We start from the raw sequence: 15982 nt of genomic DNA, 5'->3' as shown, positions 1-15982 counted from the left end.
ACTAATTACGGTTACGGTGGACTTTAATCACATCCGGCATCACGCGGATTTTCCGCATGATGTTGGCCAGATGGACGCGGTCACGCGCGGTCAGGCGGATAAAGGCGCTGTAAACGCGGCCATCGCGCTCTTCGGTATTCAGGCTCTGAATATTCGAGCCGGCGGTATTAATCGCCGCCGTCAGGTTAGCCAGCGCGCCCTGATGGTTAAACATGTCGACCTTGATCTCCGCCACGAACTCCTGCTCGGTGACTTTGTCCCACTCGACCGGCATGAATTTTTCGGGCTCTTTCTGATAGCCGCGAATATTCCGGCAGGATTCGTGATGCACCACCAGCCCTTTTCCGGGGCTGACGTGGGCCACAATCGGGTCACCAGGAATAGGGCGGCAGCATTTGGCGAAGGTAATCAATACGCCATCGGCGCCCTTGATCGGCAGCTTACCGCGTTTGCTGTTGCTGATCGTCTTGTTGTCAGCCTGCAGCAGGTTCTTCGCCACCACTACGCTCATCGCGTTGCCCAGACCGATCTCGGCCAGCAGATCGTCGAGCGAGGTCAGCTTCATGCGATCCAGCTCCTGGCGGATATTCTCAGCCGGGATTTCAGCCAGTTTACGGCTGCCGCCCAGCGCATGGCTGAGCAGGCGGCGACCCAGATTGACCGAGTCTTCGCGCTTAAGGTTTTTCAGCAGCTGACGGATTTTGGCACGGGCTTTGGAGCTGACGACGAAGTTAAGCCAGGCGGCGTTAGGCCGGGCGCCTGGGGCGGTAATGATCTCAATCGTCTGCCCGCTGGTCAGCGGCTGCGACAGCGGATAAGGCTGGCGATCGACGCGCGCGCCGACGCAGGCATGACCAATATCGGTGTGAACCGCATAGGCGAAGTCCACCGGTGTCGCGCCGGTGGGCAGTTCCACAATGCGGCCTTCAGGCGTAAAGACGTAGATCTCGTCAGGAAAGAGATCGGACTTCACGCTCTCAATAAATTCAAATGAGCTGCCCGCACTCTGTTGCAGCTCCAGCAGGCTTTGCAGCCAGCGCTGGGCGCGAATCTGTGCGGTGGTGCCACTTTCGCCCGCCTGTTTGTAGGCCCAGTGCGCAGCGACCCCCATCTCCGCCATCTGATCCATATCCTCGGTGCGAATCTGCACCTCAACCGGCACGCCGTGCGGGCCAATCATGGAGGTATGGAGCGACTGATAGCCGTTAGCTTTGGGGATGGCGATGTAATCTTTCACGCGACCCGGACGCGGCTTATAGAGGCTGTGCATCTGGCCCAGAACGCGATAGCAGGTATCCAGGTCTTTCACGATGACGCGAAAGGCGTAGATATCCATGATCGAGTGAAAACGCTGCTCTTTCAGCGTCATTTTGCGGTAGATCGAGTAAAGATGCTTTTCACGACCGCTGACGCGGCAGGGGATGCCCGCTTCCTGCAAACGGCCATCGATCTCAGAAAGAATCTTCTGGATCATCTCTTTACGGTTACCGCGCGCGGCTTTCACCACCTCTTTAATCACCCGATAGCGGTTCGGATAGAGGGCCTCAAAACCGAGCTCTTCCAGCTCCGTTTTCAGATGGTGAATACCCAGGCGGTGCGCCAGCGGACTGTAAATCTCTAACGTCTCCAGCGCGATGCGGCGACGTTTGTCCGGGCGTAATGACCCCAGGGTGCGCATATTGTGGGTGCGGTCAGCCAGCTTGATGAGAATGACGCGGATATCCTGCACCATCGCCATAATCATCTTGCGGAAGTTCTCTGCCTGCGCCTCTTTCTTGTCGCGGAATTTCAGCTTATCCAGCTTGGAAACGCCTTCGACCAGTTCCGCCACGCTTTTACCGAACAGCTGTTCCATGTCCTGGTAAGTGGCAGGCGTATCTTCGATGACGTCATGCAGCAGCGCGGCCATGAGGGTCTCATGGTCGAGCTTCATTTCCGCCAGAATACAGGCCACGGCAACCGGATGGGTGATATAAGGCTCACCGCTGGAGCGTGTCTGTCCCTCGTGGGCATCACGTGCGACAAGGTAGGCTTGCTGGAGGCGCTTGATCTGCTCCTCTGGCAAGTATTTTTCAATCAGTTGATTGAGGCTCTCAAACAGATACAAGGGCGACCTGCAGGTGGCTGTTAACGACGACCTTCAGCGATAGCGGTAACGGCCTGTAACTCAGCGGCTTCCTGCTCTTGCTGTTCCTGACGATCACGCACATCTAAAATCTGATTGGTGACCAGACCTTCTTCGATTTCGCGCAGAGCGATAACGGTAGGTTTGTCGTTCTCTTCCGGAACCAGCGGATCTTTACCGCCAACCTGCATCTGACGTGCACGACGTGCAGCGACCAACACCAGGTCAAAACGATTACCAACTTTTTCTACTGCGTCCTGAACGGTTACGCGTGCCATAGGTGTGCTACTCCACAGATGAAGAAATGACTGCGCATCATACTGAAACTGTATTCAGACTGCCAACAGTTTGCTGATTAAAGCATCGTGACGCGCCTTCTGACGTGCCATGCGCAGACGTTCTGCGCGAATGATGGTTTTCAGATCGGACAGCGCCAGATCGAAATCATCATTCACAATTAAATAGTCATATTCGGCGTAGTGGCTCATTTCCGCGACGGCCTGCGCCATGCGGCGCGTGATGACCTCTTCGCTGTCCTGGCCACGACCGCGCAGACGGCGATCGAGCTCTTCTTTCGACGGCGGCAAAACGAAGATGCTGCGTGCGCCGGGCATTTTCGCGCGAATCTGCTGCGCGCCCTGCCAGTCGATATCGAGAAAAACATCCACGCCGGTCGCCAGCACCTGCTCAATTGCCTGACGTGAGGTGCCGTAGTAATTGTCGAAAACTTTGGCGTGTTCGAGAAAAGCCTCTTCCTCAATCATCCGCTCAAATTCATGTTTTTCAACAAAGAAGTAGTGTTCGCCATGGGTTTCACCCGGACGCATACCGCGCGTCGTGTGCGAAACAGAGACCTGCGTGTCATACAACGGCTGGGTCTTTAACAGTGCCTGAATCAGGCTGGATTTACCTGCGCCGCTGGGAGCAGAAACAATATAGAGCGTGCCTTGAGCCATGGTTTTCTTGAATTGATTAAAAGCGGAGTCGATTTCCTGCACAGTATACACAGCTTCCGGTTGCCACGCAGCGTTTGCGCAGCGGCAATAGCCAGTTTTTGCGCATCCTGACGCAATGACCTGTCGTGCCGCTGCAATAGCGGGCAGATGACGACAGCCTCTCTTCCATCATTGTACATTGCCGCTGGCTGCTGCTGATGGCCTGAGGTTGAATGCCACAAAACCTCAGGAGAGAGAAGATGAAAGGAGTTGGCTGGAGGCTGTTTGGGGTGGCGCTGGGGTTCGTCCTCTGTCCGGCGCACAGCGCCCTGTGTCCGGTCTGGACCCCCATCCGGGCGGAGAAAGAGATCGCTCGCCTGCAGCAGCAGCTGCAACACTGGGACGAGGCCTATTATCAGCAGGGGCAGAGCCCGGTGGCGGACAGCGATTACGATGCGCTGCAGCAGCGCCTGAATCACTGGCAGCACTGCTTCAGTCCTTCGCAGCCTGCTTACACATCGCAGCTGCCGCACAAGGGAGAGCATCTGCATCCGGTTGCGCATACCGGCGTGAAAAAGCTGCGGGACAAGCTGGCTCTGGCCTACTGGATGCAGGGACGGCACGATCTCTGGGTACAGCCGAAAGTCGATGGCATTGCTGTTTCGCTGGTTTATCGCCAGGGCCGGCTGGTTTCCCTGTTGAGTCGCGGCGATGGCTTACGCGGTGAAGAGTGGCTGAGTAAAGCCGCTGAGATTCCGGCGATCCCACAGCATATCGACACCCGCTTTGAAGAGGTGGTGCTGCAGGGTGAGCTCTTCCTGTCGATGACCGGTCATCAGCAGGCAACGGATGGCGGCAGGAATGCGCGCGCGCAGGTGGCGGGTGCCATGATGAGCAAAACGCGGGCTCCGCTGCGCCAGTCGCTCGATATTTTTATCTGGGCCTGGCCCGATGGTCCCGCCGCAATGACGGAACGCCTGCAGCAACTCAGCCGCTGGGGCCTGGGTGTGGCGGAAAAATGGAGTCACCGGGTAAACGACGAAGAGGATGTCGCCGCCTGGCGAACGCGCTGGTTCCATGCTGCGCTGCCTTTTGTGACTGACGGTGTGGTGGTACATCAGGCCCGGCGACCTGCGGGTAAAAACTGGCTGCCGGGCGAGGGGAGCTGGGCCGTTGCCTGGAAATATGAGCCTCCTGAAGTGAGCGCGGAAGTGCTCTCGGTCGATTTCCCCATCGGCCGGACCGGGAAAATCGCGGCGGTTCTCAATCTGCAGCCGGTTCAGCTGGATGATAAGACCGTCAGACGGGTCAGCGTCGGATCGCTGCGTCGCTGGCAGGAGATGGACATCGTTGCAGGCGATCTGATTACGCTGAGCCTGGCGGGCCAGGGTATTCCCCGGCTGGAGCGGGTGATCTGGCGCGTGGCAGAAAGGCACTATCCTCAGCCTCCCGATGCGGCGCGCTATACGCCGCTGAGCTGTTTCACCTTCAGTGCCGCATGTCAGAAACAGCTGCTGGCAAAATTACGCTGGCTCAGCCAGAAAGCGGTGCTGAATATTCCGGGCGTAGAGCGCAGCACCTGGCTGCGCTTACTGGAAAGCGGCGCAATGACGCACCTCTTTGGCTGGCTGACGTTAACACCGGAACAGATCGCCACCGCGACAGGCCTCTCTCCGGAACGGGCAGGTCAGCTCTGGCACCGTTTTAATCTCACCCGTCAGCAGCCGTTTCGTCGCTGGGTGGATGCCTTAGGTATTTCACTGCCGCGTAAAGCCCTGAAGTCGCTACCCCATCAGCAGTGGGAGAGCTTAACGCAGCGGGATGTGGCGGGCTGGCAGGCGCTACCGGGCGTTGGCGCTGCGCTGGCAAAGCGCCTCGTTGCGCAGTTTCATGATGCCCGGCTGCAGGCCGTGATCGCGTTCCTGCAGCAGCAGAACATCCCCGCCTCCTCAATGCTCGGGATGGGGATAGTTGAAAATGGGCAAACCGAGGCGGAAGCGCAGCGCCAGTAAACGGGCAAAGAAGCCGAACAGCAGGGTAATGATGATGACGGCTTCATGCGCCAGGGTTGTTTTCAGCAGCAGGATATACATCCAGCCCGAGGCGAAGGCGATACCGGCGTAGAGCTCTTTCTGAAACACCAGCGGAATGCGATTGCAGAACATGTCGCGCAATACGCCGCCGAAGACACCCGTAATCACCGCGCTGATGGCGGCAATAATCATGGCATGTCCGGAATCCAGCGCAACCTGTGCGCCAATGATGGAGAAGACCACCAGGCCCAGCGCATCCAGCACCAGAAACACTTTGCGCAGGTGCGTCATCAGGGGAGCCACGAATGTCGTCACCACCGCTGCTGCCGCAACGATCATGATGTATTCAGGGTGCTTTACCCAGCCCAGCGGATAGTGACCGAGCAGAATATCGCGCACTGACCCGCCACCAATGGCGGTTACCGAGGCGATAATAATGACGCCGAACAGATCCATTTTGCGGCGACCGGCCGCCAGCGCGCCGGTCATGGCTTCGGCGGTAATACCAATGATGTAGAGAACAGTCAGTAACATAGCAGGCTCCAGTGAGACGGCGACAAGGCTACGGCATTACCTTAGCGCCAGCGACTGAGATTTTCTGGCGAGCGGCGTCCGGGATGAGCGCAGTTTATACCAGCCAGCGATGGCGTCAGCATATAAAGGCTCTCTGACGAGCGGACTGAGCTGAACGCATGAGAAAATCTGAGATGAAGGCGCAGAGATCCGGGGCATGTTTCTGTCCGGATTGCGCTTACGCAGAACGGGGGACGTCGTGACCGCAAAGGCTTTTTCGCTACCCGGCGGAGATTCATCCGGACAGGAAGGAATAAGCAGAGGTGAGGATAGAGGAAATAGCCGGTCAGAGGGAAAAGATATCCGGCGCAATAAAAAAGAAAGGCGTGCTGGTTAACAGCACGCCAACGCATCGTTTCGGATGCTCAGAGCCCACCTTACAGACTTATTATATTATTTGTTTCTTGCACGAATTTTAGCAAAGGCATTCAGGCTAAAACGATATTCTGGCTGGAACCATGAACGACCGTAGTAGCAGTAAATCAGCATGCGAATAGACGCCATCGCCAGATAACCCCAGATTGCACATAATACGGAAGGTGTCAGCCAGACGGTAAATAAGGTCACGCCCAGTCCGGCCAGTACTGACGATGTTTCCGCAAAGGCGATACGGGTGTACTGTTTTTCGCGCTGTAATATCGCACGATAATGCTGGCCCTGTGGAATAATAATAAAGACCACGGAGACCATCTGCAGCATTAATGCCAGCTCGGGCTGATCAAACAGGTTACTGAGCAGATGGCTGCCAGAAAAGAGCAGGCCAAATATTGCCACACCCACCAGGACATTCCCCCAGTAAAGGATGGACAGATCATTAATCGAGAGCATGCAGCGGCGGATCAGTGAGTTTGAGAAGCTCCGATCGGCCAGCGTATCGATAGCCAGCAGAGCAATCACGGCGATCGCCAGCAGGTTCAGTTCGTTTGCCTGCAGAATCTGCGCCAGCAACGAAAGCTGCAGAACGCCGATGCCAATAATTTTAATGGAAGAGAGCAGAGACCATTTTGCGCTATTAAGACTGCTTTCGCGTATTGCCATAATATACTCGTTAGAGTCCGGCGACTCTGTGAGAATGTTGTCTTTGTGCAACGGCAAGAGATGATTGCTGTGACACCGTTAATGAGTGCAATTCTTTCTGAGCGGAGTCCTGGAAAAATTTATCAGGCTTGCCCTGTTATTATGTGCTGCTTTAAATAATCCTGGAAAGTATCCCTGGTAAAGTCCCTGTTTCGTGTCATGGCGGAATTCCCTGCTATCACAAAGAATTCCGCCAGATCACGAATAAATCCTGTTGTTGTTTTATATTCTCCTGCCAGCATCCTTGCGGCAAACTCAACGCTTTCATTTAAAGATTCGCTGAGCGGTCCATGACTTTTTACTGCTTTATCATTATGGGTATTGCTGTGTGTGAAATGATTTATACATTGTTTTATTTAATTTAACACCATAAGAAAAGTCTGATAACGGGGCCGCAGAAATAAATGGTTTCACTTTGTGCATGATAAATATTAAATCCTCAGTGGTGGCATAATAAACGCCGATTAAGGATTAATGTGTGCAGGAAACAATCAAAACATGCAGGAGACATTAAAAGCCCTGAAATCCCGGGGAATCCCTGCTTCTGACAGGGTTTTCCCAGGAATTTTCCTGGAAGGGAAGCTTAAGCAGGGTTGTTACTAATGGTGAAGGCGCGGTCATCAATCAGATAAGTGCTTTATGCTTTATCCACGCAAATTTTTCTGTTTTTTTTCATTACCGGCCAGCCATAACTACAGAAAGAAATCGCGCTAAGTTATTGATTTACTGAGTCAGCAAATGATTAAGTTTTTCCAGATCGTTGCTAACCCATTCAATATCCTGCTTAAATTTCTCATCAGAGGTAAATGGCTGGCGATAGACCGTCACCATCACTTCGGCGCCCTGTTCATTCGCTATCACGCGCATAGGCACGTAAATCTCTCTGCCAGAGCCGCTATCAATCCAGTGATCCATCACACCAAACGGATTATGGGGCGAGAAACGGAGCTTCACATTTCCCTGCGGGCCTTTAGCACGCCAGCGATTGCCATCAGGTTCTAACGCGCTGTGCGTCAGGCCGGAAGCCCACTTAGGAAAAAATTCGGGCTTCCAGATGGTTTCATAGAGATCTAACCAGTGGCGCGGAATCGTCAGGCTCAGCGTGCGCGAGGAGAGCATATAACCTCCGGGGGAGAAGCAAAAAAGCATTAAAGCACGGCCACCGGTATGTTAAAACGTTGTAACGACAGAAGTGTGGTGCTGGCAGGGTTTCGTACAGGGCGCAGACAGCGTAAGGTGCTGTCTGCAACGGATTCAGATGAAGTTACCGCGCGCAGACACCGCCTGTTCTTCACTCTGGCCGGTGGCGTGACGCAGAACAAAGCCATCTGACTGGGCCATTACGGCGCAACTGTGATTGGGGAAAATGCGCAGCAGCGTGCCGACTTCAGGGCGATGATGCTGATAGAGCAGGAACCCATGTTCTTCGGATAGTTTCGTAACCTCATAGGTCTGACCTGCTTCATCCACGGCAATGCCAAAGCCGCTGGCATTGGTGCCGTGCGGCCCTTTATCCGAACTCAGCATTTTTGATCCTGCATCCACAATCACAAAGTGATCGTTCACCGCGACCACACGGGTAATCACGCTCATTGCCAGCTGATCGACGCGGCTTAAACCGAGACGGCAGGCGGTCAGGTCCAGCAGGGCATAATTGCCGGGCCGGATTTCCCTGGTGCCGGGCGCAATATCTGCCGCCAGCGCGGTCGGGGTTGAGCCGACAGAAACAGGGCAGTCGCCAAACCCGGCAGCCTGCAATTTTGCCTGCAGTCGCAGCATCAGGATCATTTCCTGTCGGGCAATCTCAGCAATGGCCGTAGCCTCACCGGCACCATAAGCGTGACCGGCATGCGACACTAGTCCGGCAAAACGTAACCCTTTGTGCTGCAACGCCTGCGCTATCTTCACAGCTTCATCGCTCTCAGGATTGACGCCAATCCGGTGTAATCCAACATCAACTTTAATCGCCACCGCCAGTTCGCATTGCGGTTGCTGCTGCCAGGCCGCAGCTATCGCCTCCACACCCTGCAGTCTGTCCGCAATCAGTGTGACCTTCGCCTGGTAATGCACGGCGAGACGCAGTAATTCTGCCACGCTCTGTGGTTGCACCACCGGATAGGCTAACAGCAGATCGCGAATGCCACCCTGAATGAAGGTGATGCCTTCGCTGGGTTTAGAAACGGTGACGCCCTGTGCGCCGAGCGCAAGCTGCTGCTGAGCAATCCAGACGCTTTTATGCGTTTTGATATGAGGGCGAAGCGCAACGCCTGCCGCCTGTGCTTTTTGCTGCATCTGCTGCAGGTTCTGCTCCAGTCGCGCTGCATCCACTTCAATATAGGGGGTGAGGCGGTCATCAATCAGCGGACGCTGCCACTGCTGTTTATCGTTGATATCCATATGAAGGTCCGGCCTTGAGGTAATAAGGGTGTTTATGATTGCTGAATTAACGATCTGATACCAGTCTGCCCACTCGCCGCGTGAGGCCGGACAGCAGAAATGACAGGAACAGGTTAAGCAAAGCCCGGCAGGCAAACGGAAGAAGGCGCGAAAGTCAGACTGCAGGAAGGAGAAGCTGAAAAAATAAAGCAGGCGCGTGGCCTGCTTTATCCGTTAACTCAGACATAGAGCGATGCTTCACCCGGTGGCCGGGTTTTGAAGCGACGATGCAGCCAGAGATACTGCTCAGGCGCTCGCAGGATCTGATTCTCAATGACTTTATTCATATAAGCCGCTGCCGCTGCTTCATCCGTATGCGGGTAGTTTTCCAGCATCGGTTCAATGATCAGGTGGTAGCCATAATTATCGGGATTACGAATCAGCATAATCGGCACCATCGCGGGCTTCGCCAGACGCGACAGGACAAATGTCCCGTTGGTGGTGGCGGCTTTTTCTACCGCAAACAGTGGCGCAAAGGTGCTGCCTTTAGGGCCGTAATCCTGGTCCGGTGCAAACCAGACCGATTCACCCTGTTTCAGCGCATGCACCATACCGCGCAGGTCGCGACGGTCGATCATCGCTTTGTTTGAGCGCATCCGACCCCGGGTCTGTACATACTCCATCGCCTGATTGTTATGCGGGCGATACATCGCCATCATCGGCTGGCAGAGACCGCTGATGCGACCGCCCAGTTCCAGCGACATGAAGTGCACGCCAATCAGCATCACGCCACGCTTTTCGTTCTGCGCCGCATGAAGATTCGCCATCCCGGTGACATTAAACAGACGCCTTACGGCACGATCGGACCAGAACCAGGCGATACCGGTTTCTGCCAGGGCCATGCCCAGCGAGGCAAAATTGCCGGCGATCATCGCCTCTGTTTTTTCTTCACTGATGCCCGGAAAGCAGAGTTCAATATTCCGGCGGGTGATGCGCTCGCGGCGCTGCAGGAAATGACGGGAGATCTTGCCTGCACCGGCACCCAGACGCATAAGAAGAGGGTAGGGGAGCTGGACGATGAGCCACAGCACACTAAGACCAAACCAGGTAAACCAATAACGCGGATGCAGCAGCGAGCTGCTAAATTTTCCGGTGTTTTTCATTAAAACCTTCATGAGATAAATGGATGCATCGCATAAAGAACACTTCCATAAAGTCTCCAGGCGCTACAGCTGTACTGATTTCGACCAGCACTTTATCAAAAAGTGCCTTCAAAGAAAGGGAAACTACTGACTCCACAGGATTGACCAGTTTCATGGAGCGAGCGCATTGAGGGTGTTCAGAAGAGGATTTTATAGAAAAGTCTCCTTAATTCAGTGCATTAGAAGATGTAGTTCTGAAAGGAAAAACGTGACAAATGACCGTTCAGGAACAGTCCGGAAATGATTATTTATCTATCTTTACGAAATTATGCGGCAGTTAAGCAGCACTATCCTTCTGTATACCACTACATCTCAGCCCACCTTGTACAAAATGTGAGTAAGCTGCCATCGCTGACGCTTACTCACTTTCCACCATATAAAGGCTTACTCAATATTAAGAATCTGAAGGTTGATTGTTTGAAATTAGTAATGCATATAAATTAAGTAACTGATTTATTTTGATATTTTGATTTTTCTCACCAAGTCACTCTTCAGTGAGCACTGCTGCAAGCTCGTCGGCTAACAAGCTTACTTAATGGTTGTCGTAAATCGCTCACCTTTGACCAGTTCACCGGAAGGTTTTCGATAGTAAGACTCGCCATCAAGTCGGTAGTAAGTGTATCCATCTTTTGTTTTAGTGATGTCCATAATCCAGTTTGACTTGTCTATACAATTTTCATCTGATTTCATGTCATCAAAGCACAGTAAGTAGTCAGTGTCGTGGTCTGGAAAAGCACCTGAGTTTTTAGGAGCGAGCTTTTGATACTTACCATCGGATTTCCAGATTGAAACATTGTAGGTTTCACGGGAAAAAATGGTGTTGACTCCATTTTTATCCCACCATTTTATTTTATCACTATCTGAGAAAGGCATGTTTTTAACCAAAAAATCTTTTCTGGTATCAGAACCATGAATTGCTAGCACTTTTGGAGAATTAAAGAAGCTAACATAAAATAATGCTAACATTGTCAATGCCACTATGAAAACTGTACTCTTTTTGAATCTCATTAATTTCTCCTGCTATTTATTTCAAACTCAGCTTTCATATTTGTTAAGAAAGGTTTGAAAGCGAAGCGTTCCCATCTTTGAAGGACAAACCAAATACGAAACGCTCTGATAAAATGAAACTTAGGATTCATGATGTCATTTTTATCGAGGCCGAGATGATCTTGCCCTGTAAATGTTATTTTTGCTACATAACCATTATCAGTTATATCGAGCTGATTTATCTGTATGTTTGTAGCATGAATATCATGTATCGACATGCCTAATCCATTGAAGCTGTCAGCCCATCTATTGAACTTGGGAAGTATCGAATTTCTTAAAGCCTGTGTTATTAAATCTTTATCTGTATCTGATAAGCTTTTTTGTCCATAAAACAGAATCTTATCTAATGAAGACTTAATTACAGTAAGGGGGGAAAGTGGCGAAGATTGTCCGCTCAAAATTAGATTTTTATATGCGCTATCAAGAAAAGGGCTGGAATAAATCTTTCCATTGCCGTGATAAAGATGCTTTATAAGATTGTTGAATATTTGGTGCTGTCCAAGATAATATGCAGGCATAGAAACACGAAGAAACTCATTGAAAAGAAGTTCAGCCATTTCTGCTCTGGATTTTTGACGGGTATCCCGGAATGAGTTGAAGATTGATACTTCTTTTCCAGTCCAGGGATCAACCACATCAGAAACATCATCCAGACCCAAATCGCCTCTGAGTTGCTTCTCAGTAAGATCACCACACTTCATATCATCAGTACTATAATCGTTAAACTTATGCTTTGTTTGATAGATCGTAGCAGGCAACGTTAATACTGACATGATAACCTCCTTGTGATATCAATATTTCGTACTCAATTTTAAAATTATTAAATATTTCAGAATCGCTACATCTGTAAAAACTGAACCCTTGTTTATTACAGTACAGCTCATAAAGCTACCACTCTAAAGATAGAACCGATCCCTGCAATGCTAAACGGCATAATTGAGAAAGTGAAGTGGTATGTGTCTCACTTTTCATTTTGATTCGGTTTTTCCTGCTGAATTAACCGGAACTCAGGACCTATTTAAAAGCCCATTTAACATGGGCTTATGGATATCGGTGGATAGATATAAATATTACTCGATGTTCTGAATCTGCTCGCGCATCTGCTCGATCAGCACTTTCAGCTCAATGGCTGAAGCGGTGATATCGGCGTTAATCGATTTTGACGCCAGCGTGTTTGATTCGCGATTAAACTCCTGCATCATGAAATCGAGACGACGGCCCACGGCCTCTTTCTTTTTCAGGATGTTGTAAGTCTCTTTAACGTGCGCATCCAGACGATCCAGCTCTTCAGCGACATCAACACGCTGCGCCATCATCACCAGCTCCTGCTCAAGGCGATTATTTTCCAGCTGGACTTCCGCATCTTCCAGCTTAGCGACGAGGCGCTCGCGCTGCCATTTGATCACTTCAGGCATCTGCGCGCGAACCTTACTGACTTCCTGTGAAACGCCTTCCAGACGCTGTTCAATCATCGCTTTCAGCGCGGTGCCTTCGCTTTCGCGAGCCGCAACGAAGTTATCCAGCGCATTGTCCAGCGCCTGCAATAACTGCGTGTTGATGGCATCCAGATCCTGCTCCTGAGCAGACATCACGCCAGGCCAGCGCAGAATATCCAGCGGATTAATCGCGCCTTCATCGCTCTGCATTTTGACCCAGTTAGCGGCCTGAACCAGCTGTTTTGCCAGCGTTTCGTTCAGCATCAGCTCGCCCTGTGCGCTGGGATCGGCGTCATAACGCAGATTGCACTCGATTTTCCCGCGCGTCAGACGCTGGCGAATGCGCTCGCGGATAACCGGCTCCAGCCCGCGAAACTGTTCCGGCAGGCGGATGTAGGTTTCCAGATAACGCTGGTTCACGGAACGCAGCTCCCAGGCGGCGCTGCCCCATTCGCCTTTGGCTTCGCTGCGGGCATAAGCGGTCATACTGCGGATCATAAGTGGCACTCTTTTACGGAAAGATGGGTGAAGTATAGCGAGGCGAGCCACGGCATAACAGGCATAAGCGTCTCACTGGGCAATAACGAACGCTTTACGCCTTCAGTGACAGCCACTTATGATGACCACTGACCCCCTGTGTGAGGATTACTGATCGATGTCTCGCGTGATTGCTCTTCCCGTTATGCTGGCGCTGCTGCTGTCAGCTTGCCAGACTCGCCATCCGGCACCCACTAAACCGCAACCGATCTGCGCGGGTGGCGACATGATGATGCAGACCACCTTGTGGTTTGGACTGAGCAAGCCTGATGGCGGTTCGGTCAGCTCACTCGACTGGATGAACTTCGTGGACAATGAGGTCACGCCACGCTTCAAAGCGGGCCTGTCGGTTTATGACGCTAAAGGTCAGTGGCTGGGGGAAAATGGGAAGCTGGCAAGAGAGAACAGTAAAGCGCTGATGTTGATCCACGGCATCGATCCCGCCATCAACCATGATATTGAGGCGCTACGCAGCCTCTATAAAAAACGCTTTCATCAGGAGTCAGTCATGCGGGTGGATGCGCCCGTCTGTGTCGGGTTCTAGGGCGAAGGGGCGGCAGAGCCACCGCCCCTGTATCATCAGATAAACAGGCCGGCAAAGGCCGCAGAAAGCAGGCTGACCAGCGTAGAGCCGTAAACCAGCTTCCAGCCAAAGCGGGACACCACATTACCCTGCGTCTCGTTCAGACCTTTTATCGCTCCCGCCACGATGCCGATTGAGGCGAAGTTGGCGAAGGAGACCAGAAAGACCGACAGAATCCCCAGTCCGCGTGCGCTCATACCTGCCGCTACCTTCTGCAGCTCGATCATCGCCACAAACTCATTTGCCACCAGCTTGGTCGCCATAATAGTGGCCGCCTGCAGGGCATCGGCTTTGGGAATGCCAATCAGCCAGGCCAGCGGATAGAACAGATAGCCGAGCAGTTGCTGGAAGCTGTACCCGAACAGCGCCGCGAACAGCGCGTTAACGGCAGCAATCAGGGCGATAAAGCCAATCAGCATAGCCAGGATGATCATGGCCACTTTGAAACCCGCCAGGATGTACTCGCCGAGCATCTCAAAGAAGCTCTGATCTTCATGCAGTTTTTCCAGGGCGATAGGCTGCTCATCCTGCTGTTTCATCGGGTTGATGATCGACAGGATAATAAAGGTGCTGAACATGTTAAGCAGCAGTGCGGCAACCACATACTTTGCTTCGATCATCGACATGTAGGCGCCGACAATCGACAGCGACACGGTAGACATCGCGGTCGCCGCCATGGTGTACATCCGGCGCGGCGGGATATCTCCGAGGATCCCTTTGTAGGCGATAAAGTTTTCCGACTGACCGAGAATCAGCGTGCTGACGGCATTGAACGATTCCAGCTTACCCATGCCGTTAATTTTCGACAGCAGCGTCCCGAAAATACGGATCAGCAGCGGCAGGATACGCCAGTGCTGCAATATGCCGATCAGCGCGGAAATAAAGACAATCGGGCAGAGCACGCCGAGGAAAATAAAGGCCAGCCCCTGTTTGCTCATGCCGCCAAACACGAACTCCGTGCCCTGTGCAGCGAAGCCCAGCAATGTCTCAAAGAAGCCGGCGAACGAACTGACCAGCGCCAGCCCTCCGGCGGAGTGAAGGAAGAACCAACCCAGCGCGGCTTCCACCACAATCAGTTGAATAATAAAGCGCAGGCGAATCTGTTTACGGTCATGACTGACCAGCAGCGCAAGGGCGAAAATCACCACCAGCGCCAGCAGGAAATGAAGAATGGCGGCCATATGTCTTTTTAATCAGAGTGAAAGGAACGCGCATTTAGCCACAGCTGGCGCGGAATTTCATCTGAAGCCTGCGCCCGACCAGCGCAAGAGACAGCGGGCATGGAAGTCCGTATAATGCGCAGCCAATCATTAGCAAGCCGGAGATAACCCATGCGTCCAGCAGGCCGTCGCGCACAGCAGGTGCGTCCAGTCACATTGACCCGCAATTACACCAAACACGCAGAGGGTTCCGTTCTGGTGGAGTTCGGCGAAACGAAAGTGCTTTGCACTGCCTCCGTAGACGAAGGGGTTCCGCGTTTCCTTAAAGGGCAGGGCCAGGGCTGGATAACAGCTGAATATGGCATGCTGCCGCGTTCGACCCACAGCCGCATGGCGCGTGAGGCCGCAAAAGGCAAGCAGGGTGGTCGCACGCTGGAAATTCAGCGTCTGATTGCCCGCTCACTGCGCGCCGCCGTCGATCTGAAAGCGCTGGGAGAATTCACGATTACACTCGACTGTGACGTGATCCAGGCCGATGGCGGCACCCGCACCGCGTCCATCACCGGCGCCTGTGTGGCGCTGGCCGACGCGCTGAACAAACTGGTCGCCAGCGGCAAGCTGAAAGCCAATCCGATGAAAGGCATGGTCGCCGCTATTTCCGTAGGGATCGTGGCGGGCGAAGCGCTGTGCGATCTGGAGTATGTGGAAGATTCAGCCGCAGAAACCGACATGAACGTCGTGATGATGGAAGATGGCCGCATGATTGAGGTTCAGGGAACCGCCGAAGGCGAGCCGTTCAGCCATGAAGAGCTGCTGGCACTACTGGCGCTGGCACGCGGCGGAATCGAGGAGTTAATTCAGGCGCAGAAAGCGGCACTGAACAGTTGATGTAACAGGC

General features: G+C 52.9%; 16 protein-coding genes. 3 read left to right on the top strand and 13 right to left on the bottom strand.

All coding sequences use genetic code 11. The annotated features are described in order from the left end of the window. Position 1: 1 nt before the first annotated feature. The 3 genes from spoT to gmk are packed head-to-tail and all read right to left on the bottom strand — an operon-like array spanning position 2 to position 3081. The gene (gene spoT, locus S7A_RS03930) at positions 2 to 2107 is read right to left on the bottom strand and encodes a bifunctional GTP diphosphokinase/guanosine-3',5'-bis pyrophosphate 3'-pyrophosphohydrolase (RefSeq protein WP_009088134.1); all 2106 of its coding nucleotides are present in this window, start codon (positions 2105 to 2107) and stop codon (positions 2 to 4) included. A 20-nt stretch (positions 2108 to 2127) separates the two neighbouring features. Then, positions 2128 to 2403, bottom strand: coding sequence for a DNA-directed RNA polymerase subunit omega (gene rpoZ, locus S7A_RS03925; protein WP_003851346.1), 276 nt, complete (start codon positions 2401 to 2403; stop codon positions 2128 to 2130). Positions 2404 to 2457: 54 nt separating this feature from the next. Continuing rightward, positions 2458 to 3081 carry a guanylate kinase gene (gmk, locus tag S7A_RS03920; protein ID WP_009088132.1) on the bottom strand — a complete coding sequence of 208 codons (624 nt, stop codon included), beginning with the start codon at positions 3079 to 3081 and terminating at the stop codon, positions 2458 to 2460. Positions 3082 to 3320: 239 nt separating this feature from the next. On the opposite strand from gmk, the gene ligB reads away from it, so the two are divergent. After that, positions 3321 to 5072: an NAD-dependent DNA ligase LigB gene (gene ligB / locus S7A_RS03915; RefSeq protein ID WP_009088130.1), complete on the top strand. Its 1752-nt coding sequence runs from the start codon at positions 3321 to 3323 to the stop codon at positions 5070 to 5072. On the opposite strand, the gene S7A_RS03910 is transcribed toward ligB, so the two are convergent. The 9 genes from S7A_RS03910 to S7A_RS03875 form a co-directional block, all read right to left on the bottom strand. Next, on the bottom strand, positions 5010 to 5627 hold the full coding sequence (locus S7A_RS03910) for a trimeric intracellular cation channel family protein (protein ID WP_009088129.1): 618 nt from the start codon (positions 5625 to 5627) through the stop codon (positions 5010 to 5012). The two genes, ligB and S7A_RS03910, sit on opposite strands and share 63 nt — an antisense overlap. 432 nt (positions 5628 to 6059) lie before the next feature. Beyond that, positions 6060 to 6704 carry an oligosaccharide flippase family protein gene (locus tag S7A_RS03905; protein ID WP_009088127.1) on the bottom strand — a complete coding sequence of 215 codons (645 nt, stop codon included), beginning with the start codon at positions 6702 to 6704 and terminating at the stop codon, positions 6060 to 6062. A gap of 762 nt (positions 6705 to 7466) precedes the next feature. Then, entirely contained in the window at positions 7467 to 7862 is a 396-nt protein-coding gene (locus S7A_RS03900) for a hypothetical protein (RefSeq protein WP_009088126.1), read from the bottom strand. 135 nt (positions 7863 to 7997) lie between these two features. Further along, the gene (locus S7A_RS03895) at positions 7998 to 9140 is read right to left on the bottom strand and encodes an alanine racemase (protein WP_009088124.1); all 1143 of its coding nucleotides are present in this window, start codon (positions 9138 to 9140) and stop codon (positions 7998 to 8000) included. A 218-nt stretch (positions 9141 to 9358) separates the two neighbouring features. Further along, complete coding sequence (gene lpxP, locus S7A_RS03890) at positions 9359 to 10282, bottom strand: kdo(2)-lipid IV(A) palmitoleoyltransferase (protein WP_009088122.1); 924 nt, start codon at positions 10280 to 10282, stop codon at positions 9359 to 9361. Further along, positions 10260 to 10436, bottom strand: coding sequence for a hypothetical protein (locus tag S7A_RS21400; protein ID WP_158000249.1), 177 nt, complete (start codon positions 10434 to 10436; stop codon positions 10260 to 10262). The genes lpxP and S7A_RS21400 overlap by 23 nt, the downstream gene beginning before the upstream one ends. A 413-nt stretch (positions 10437 to 10849) precedes the next feature. After that, positions 10850 to 11329: a DUF943 family protein gene (locus S7A_RS03885; protein WP_009088120.1), complete on the bottom strand. Its 480-nt coding sequence runs from the start codon at positions 11327 to 11329 to the stop codon at positions 10850 to 10852. Beyond that, complete coding sequence (locus S7A_RS03880; RefSeq protein ID WP_009088119.1) at positions 11329 to 12141, bottom strand: DUF3289 family protein; 813 nt, start codon at positions 12139 to 12141, stop codon at positions 11329 to 11331. The genes S7A_RS03885 and S7A_RS03880 overlap by 1 nt, the downstream gene beginning before the upstream one ends. 297 nt (positions 12142 to 12438) lie before the next feature. After that, positions 12439 to 13302, bottom strand: a complete 864-nt coding sequence (locus tag S7A_RS03875) for a YicC/YloC family endoribonuclease (RefSeq protein WP_009088118.1) — start codon at positions 13300 to 13302, stop codon at positions 12439 to 12441. A 157-nt stretch (positions 13303 to 13459) separates the two neighbouring features. Between S7A_RS03875 and S7A_RS03870 the strand changes: the two genes are divergently transcribed. Further along, positions 13460 to 13885 carry a DUF3574 domain-containing protein gene (locus tag S7A_RS03870; protein WP_009088117.1) on the top strand — a complete coding sequence of 142 codons (426 nt, stop codon included), beginning with the start codon at positions 13460 to 13462 and terminating at the stop codon, positions 13883 to 13885. Between the two features lie 35 nt (positions 13886 to 13920). Here the strand turns inward: S7A_RS03870 and S7A_RS03865 are convergent, their stop codons facing one another. Then, on the bottom strand, positions 13921 to 15105 hold the full coding sequence (locus S7A_RS03865; RefSeq protein ID WP_009088116.1) for a NupC/NupG family nucleoside CNT transporter: 1185 nt from the start codon (positions 15103 to 15105) through the stop codon (positions 13921 to 13923). 150 nt (positions 15106 to 15255) lie between these two features. On the opposite strand from S7A_RS03865, the gene rph reads away from it, so the two are divergent. Continuing rightward, complete coding sequence (gene rph / locus S7A_RS03860; protein ID WP_009088115.1) at positions 15256 to 15972, top strand: ribonuclease PH; 717 nt, start codon at positions 15256 to 15258, stop codon at positions 15970 to 15972. The last annotated feature ends 10 nt before the right edge of the window (positions 15973 to 15982 follow it).

The organism is Pantoea sp. Sc1, from assembly GCF_000255315.1.
Taxonomy (GTDB): Bacteria; Pseudomonadota; Gammaproteobacteria; order Enterobacterales; family Enterobacteriaceae; genus Pantoea; species Pantoea anthophila.
This window is presented reverse-complemented; position numbering and strand designations above follow the sequence as displayed.

What these genes read in the sequence shown, in the direction of transcription:
- rpoZ (WP_003851346.1), bottom strand. Translation starts at nt 2,403, where the DNA reads ATGGCACGCGTAACCGTTCAGGACGCAGTAGAAAAAGTTGGTAATCGT.
- gmk (WP_009088132.1), bottom strand. Translation starts at nt 3,081, where the DNA reads ATGGCTCAAGGCACGCTCTATATTGTTTCTGCTCCCAGCGGCGCAGGT.
- ligB (WP_009088130.1), top strand. Translation starts at nt 3,321, where the DNA reads ATGAAAGGAGTTGGCTGGAGGCTGTTTGGGGTGGCGCTGGGGTTCGTC.
- S7A_RS03910 (WP_009088129.1), bottom strand. Translation starts at nt 5,627, where the DNA reads ATGTTACTGACTGTTCTCTACATCATTGGTATTACCGCCGAAGCCATG.
- S7A_RS03905 (WP_009088127.1), bottom strand. Translation starts at nt 6,704, where the DNA reads ATGGCAATACGCGAAAGCAGTCTTAATAGCGCAAAATGGTCTCTGCTC.
- S7A_RS03900 (WP_009088126.1), bottom strand. Translation starts at nt 7,862, where the DNA reads ATGCTCTCCTCGCGCACGCTGAGCCTGACGATTCCGCGCCACTGGTTA.
- S7A_RS03895 (WP_009088124.1), bottom strand. Translation starts at nt 9,140, where the DNA reads ATGGATATCAACGATAAACAGCAGTGGCAGCGTCCGCTGATTGATGAC.
- lpxP (WP_009088122.1), bottom strand. Translation starts at nt 10,282, where the DNA reads ATGAAAAACACCGGAAAATTTAGCAGCTCGCTGCTGCATCCGCGTTAT.
- S7A_RS21400 (WP_158000249.1), bottom strand. Translation starts at nt 10,436, where the DNA reads ATGAAACTGGTCAATCCTGTGGAGTCAGTAGTTTCCCTTTCTTTGAAG.
- S7A_RS03885 (WP_009088120.1), bottom strand. Translation starts at nt 11,329, where the DNA reads ATGAGATTCAAAAAGAGTACAGTTTTCATAGTGGCATTGACAATGTTA.
- S7A_RS03880 (WP_009088119.1), bottom strand. Translation starts at nt 12,141, where the DNA reads ATGTCAGTATTAACGTTGCCTGCTACGATCTATCAAACAAAGCATAAG.
- S7A_RS03875 (WP_009088118.1), bottom strand. Translation starts at nt 13,302, where the DNA reads ATGATCCGCAGTATGACCGCTTATGCCCGCAGCGAAGCCAAAGGCGAA.
- S7A_RS03870 (WP_009088117.1), top strand. Translation starts at nt 13,460, where the DNA reads ATGTCTCGCGTGATTGCTCTTCCCGTTATGCTGGCGCTGCTGCTGTCA.
- S7A_RS03865 (WP_009088116.1), bottom strand. Translation starts at nt 15,105, where the DNA reads ATGGCCGCCATTCTTCATTTCCTGCTGGCGCTGGTGGTGATTTTCGCC.
- rph (WP_009088115.1), top strand. Translation starts at nt 15,256, where the DNA reads ATGCGTCCAGCAGGCCGTCGCGCACAGCAGGTGCGTCCAGTCACATTG.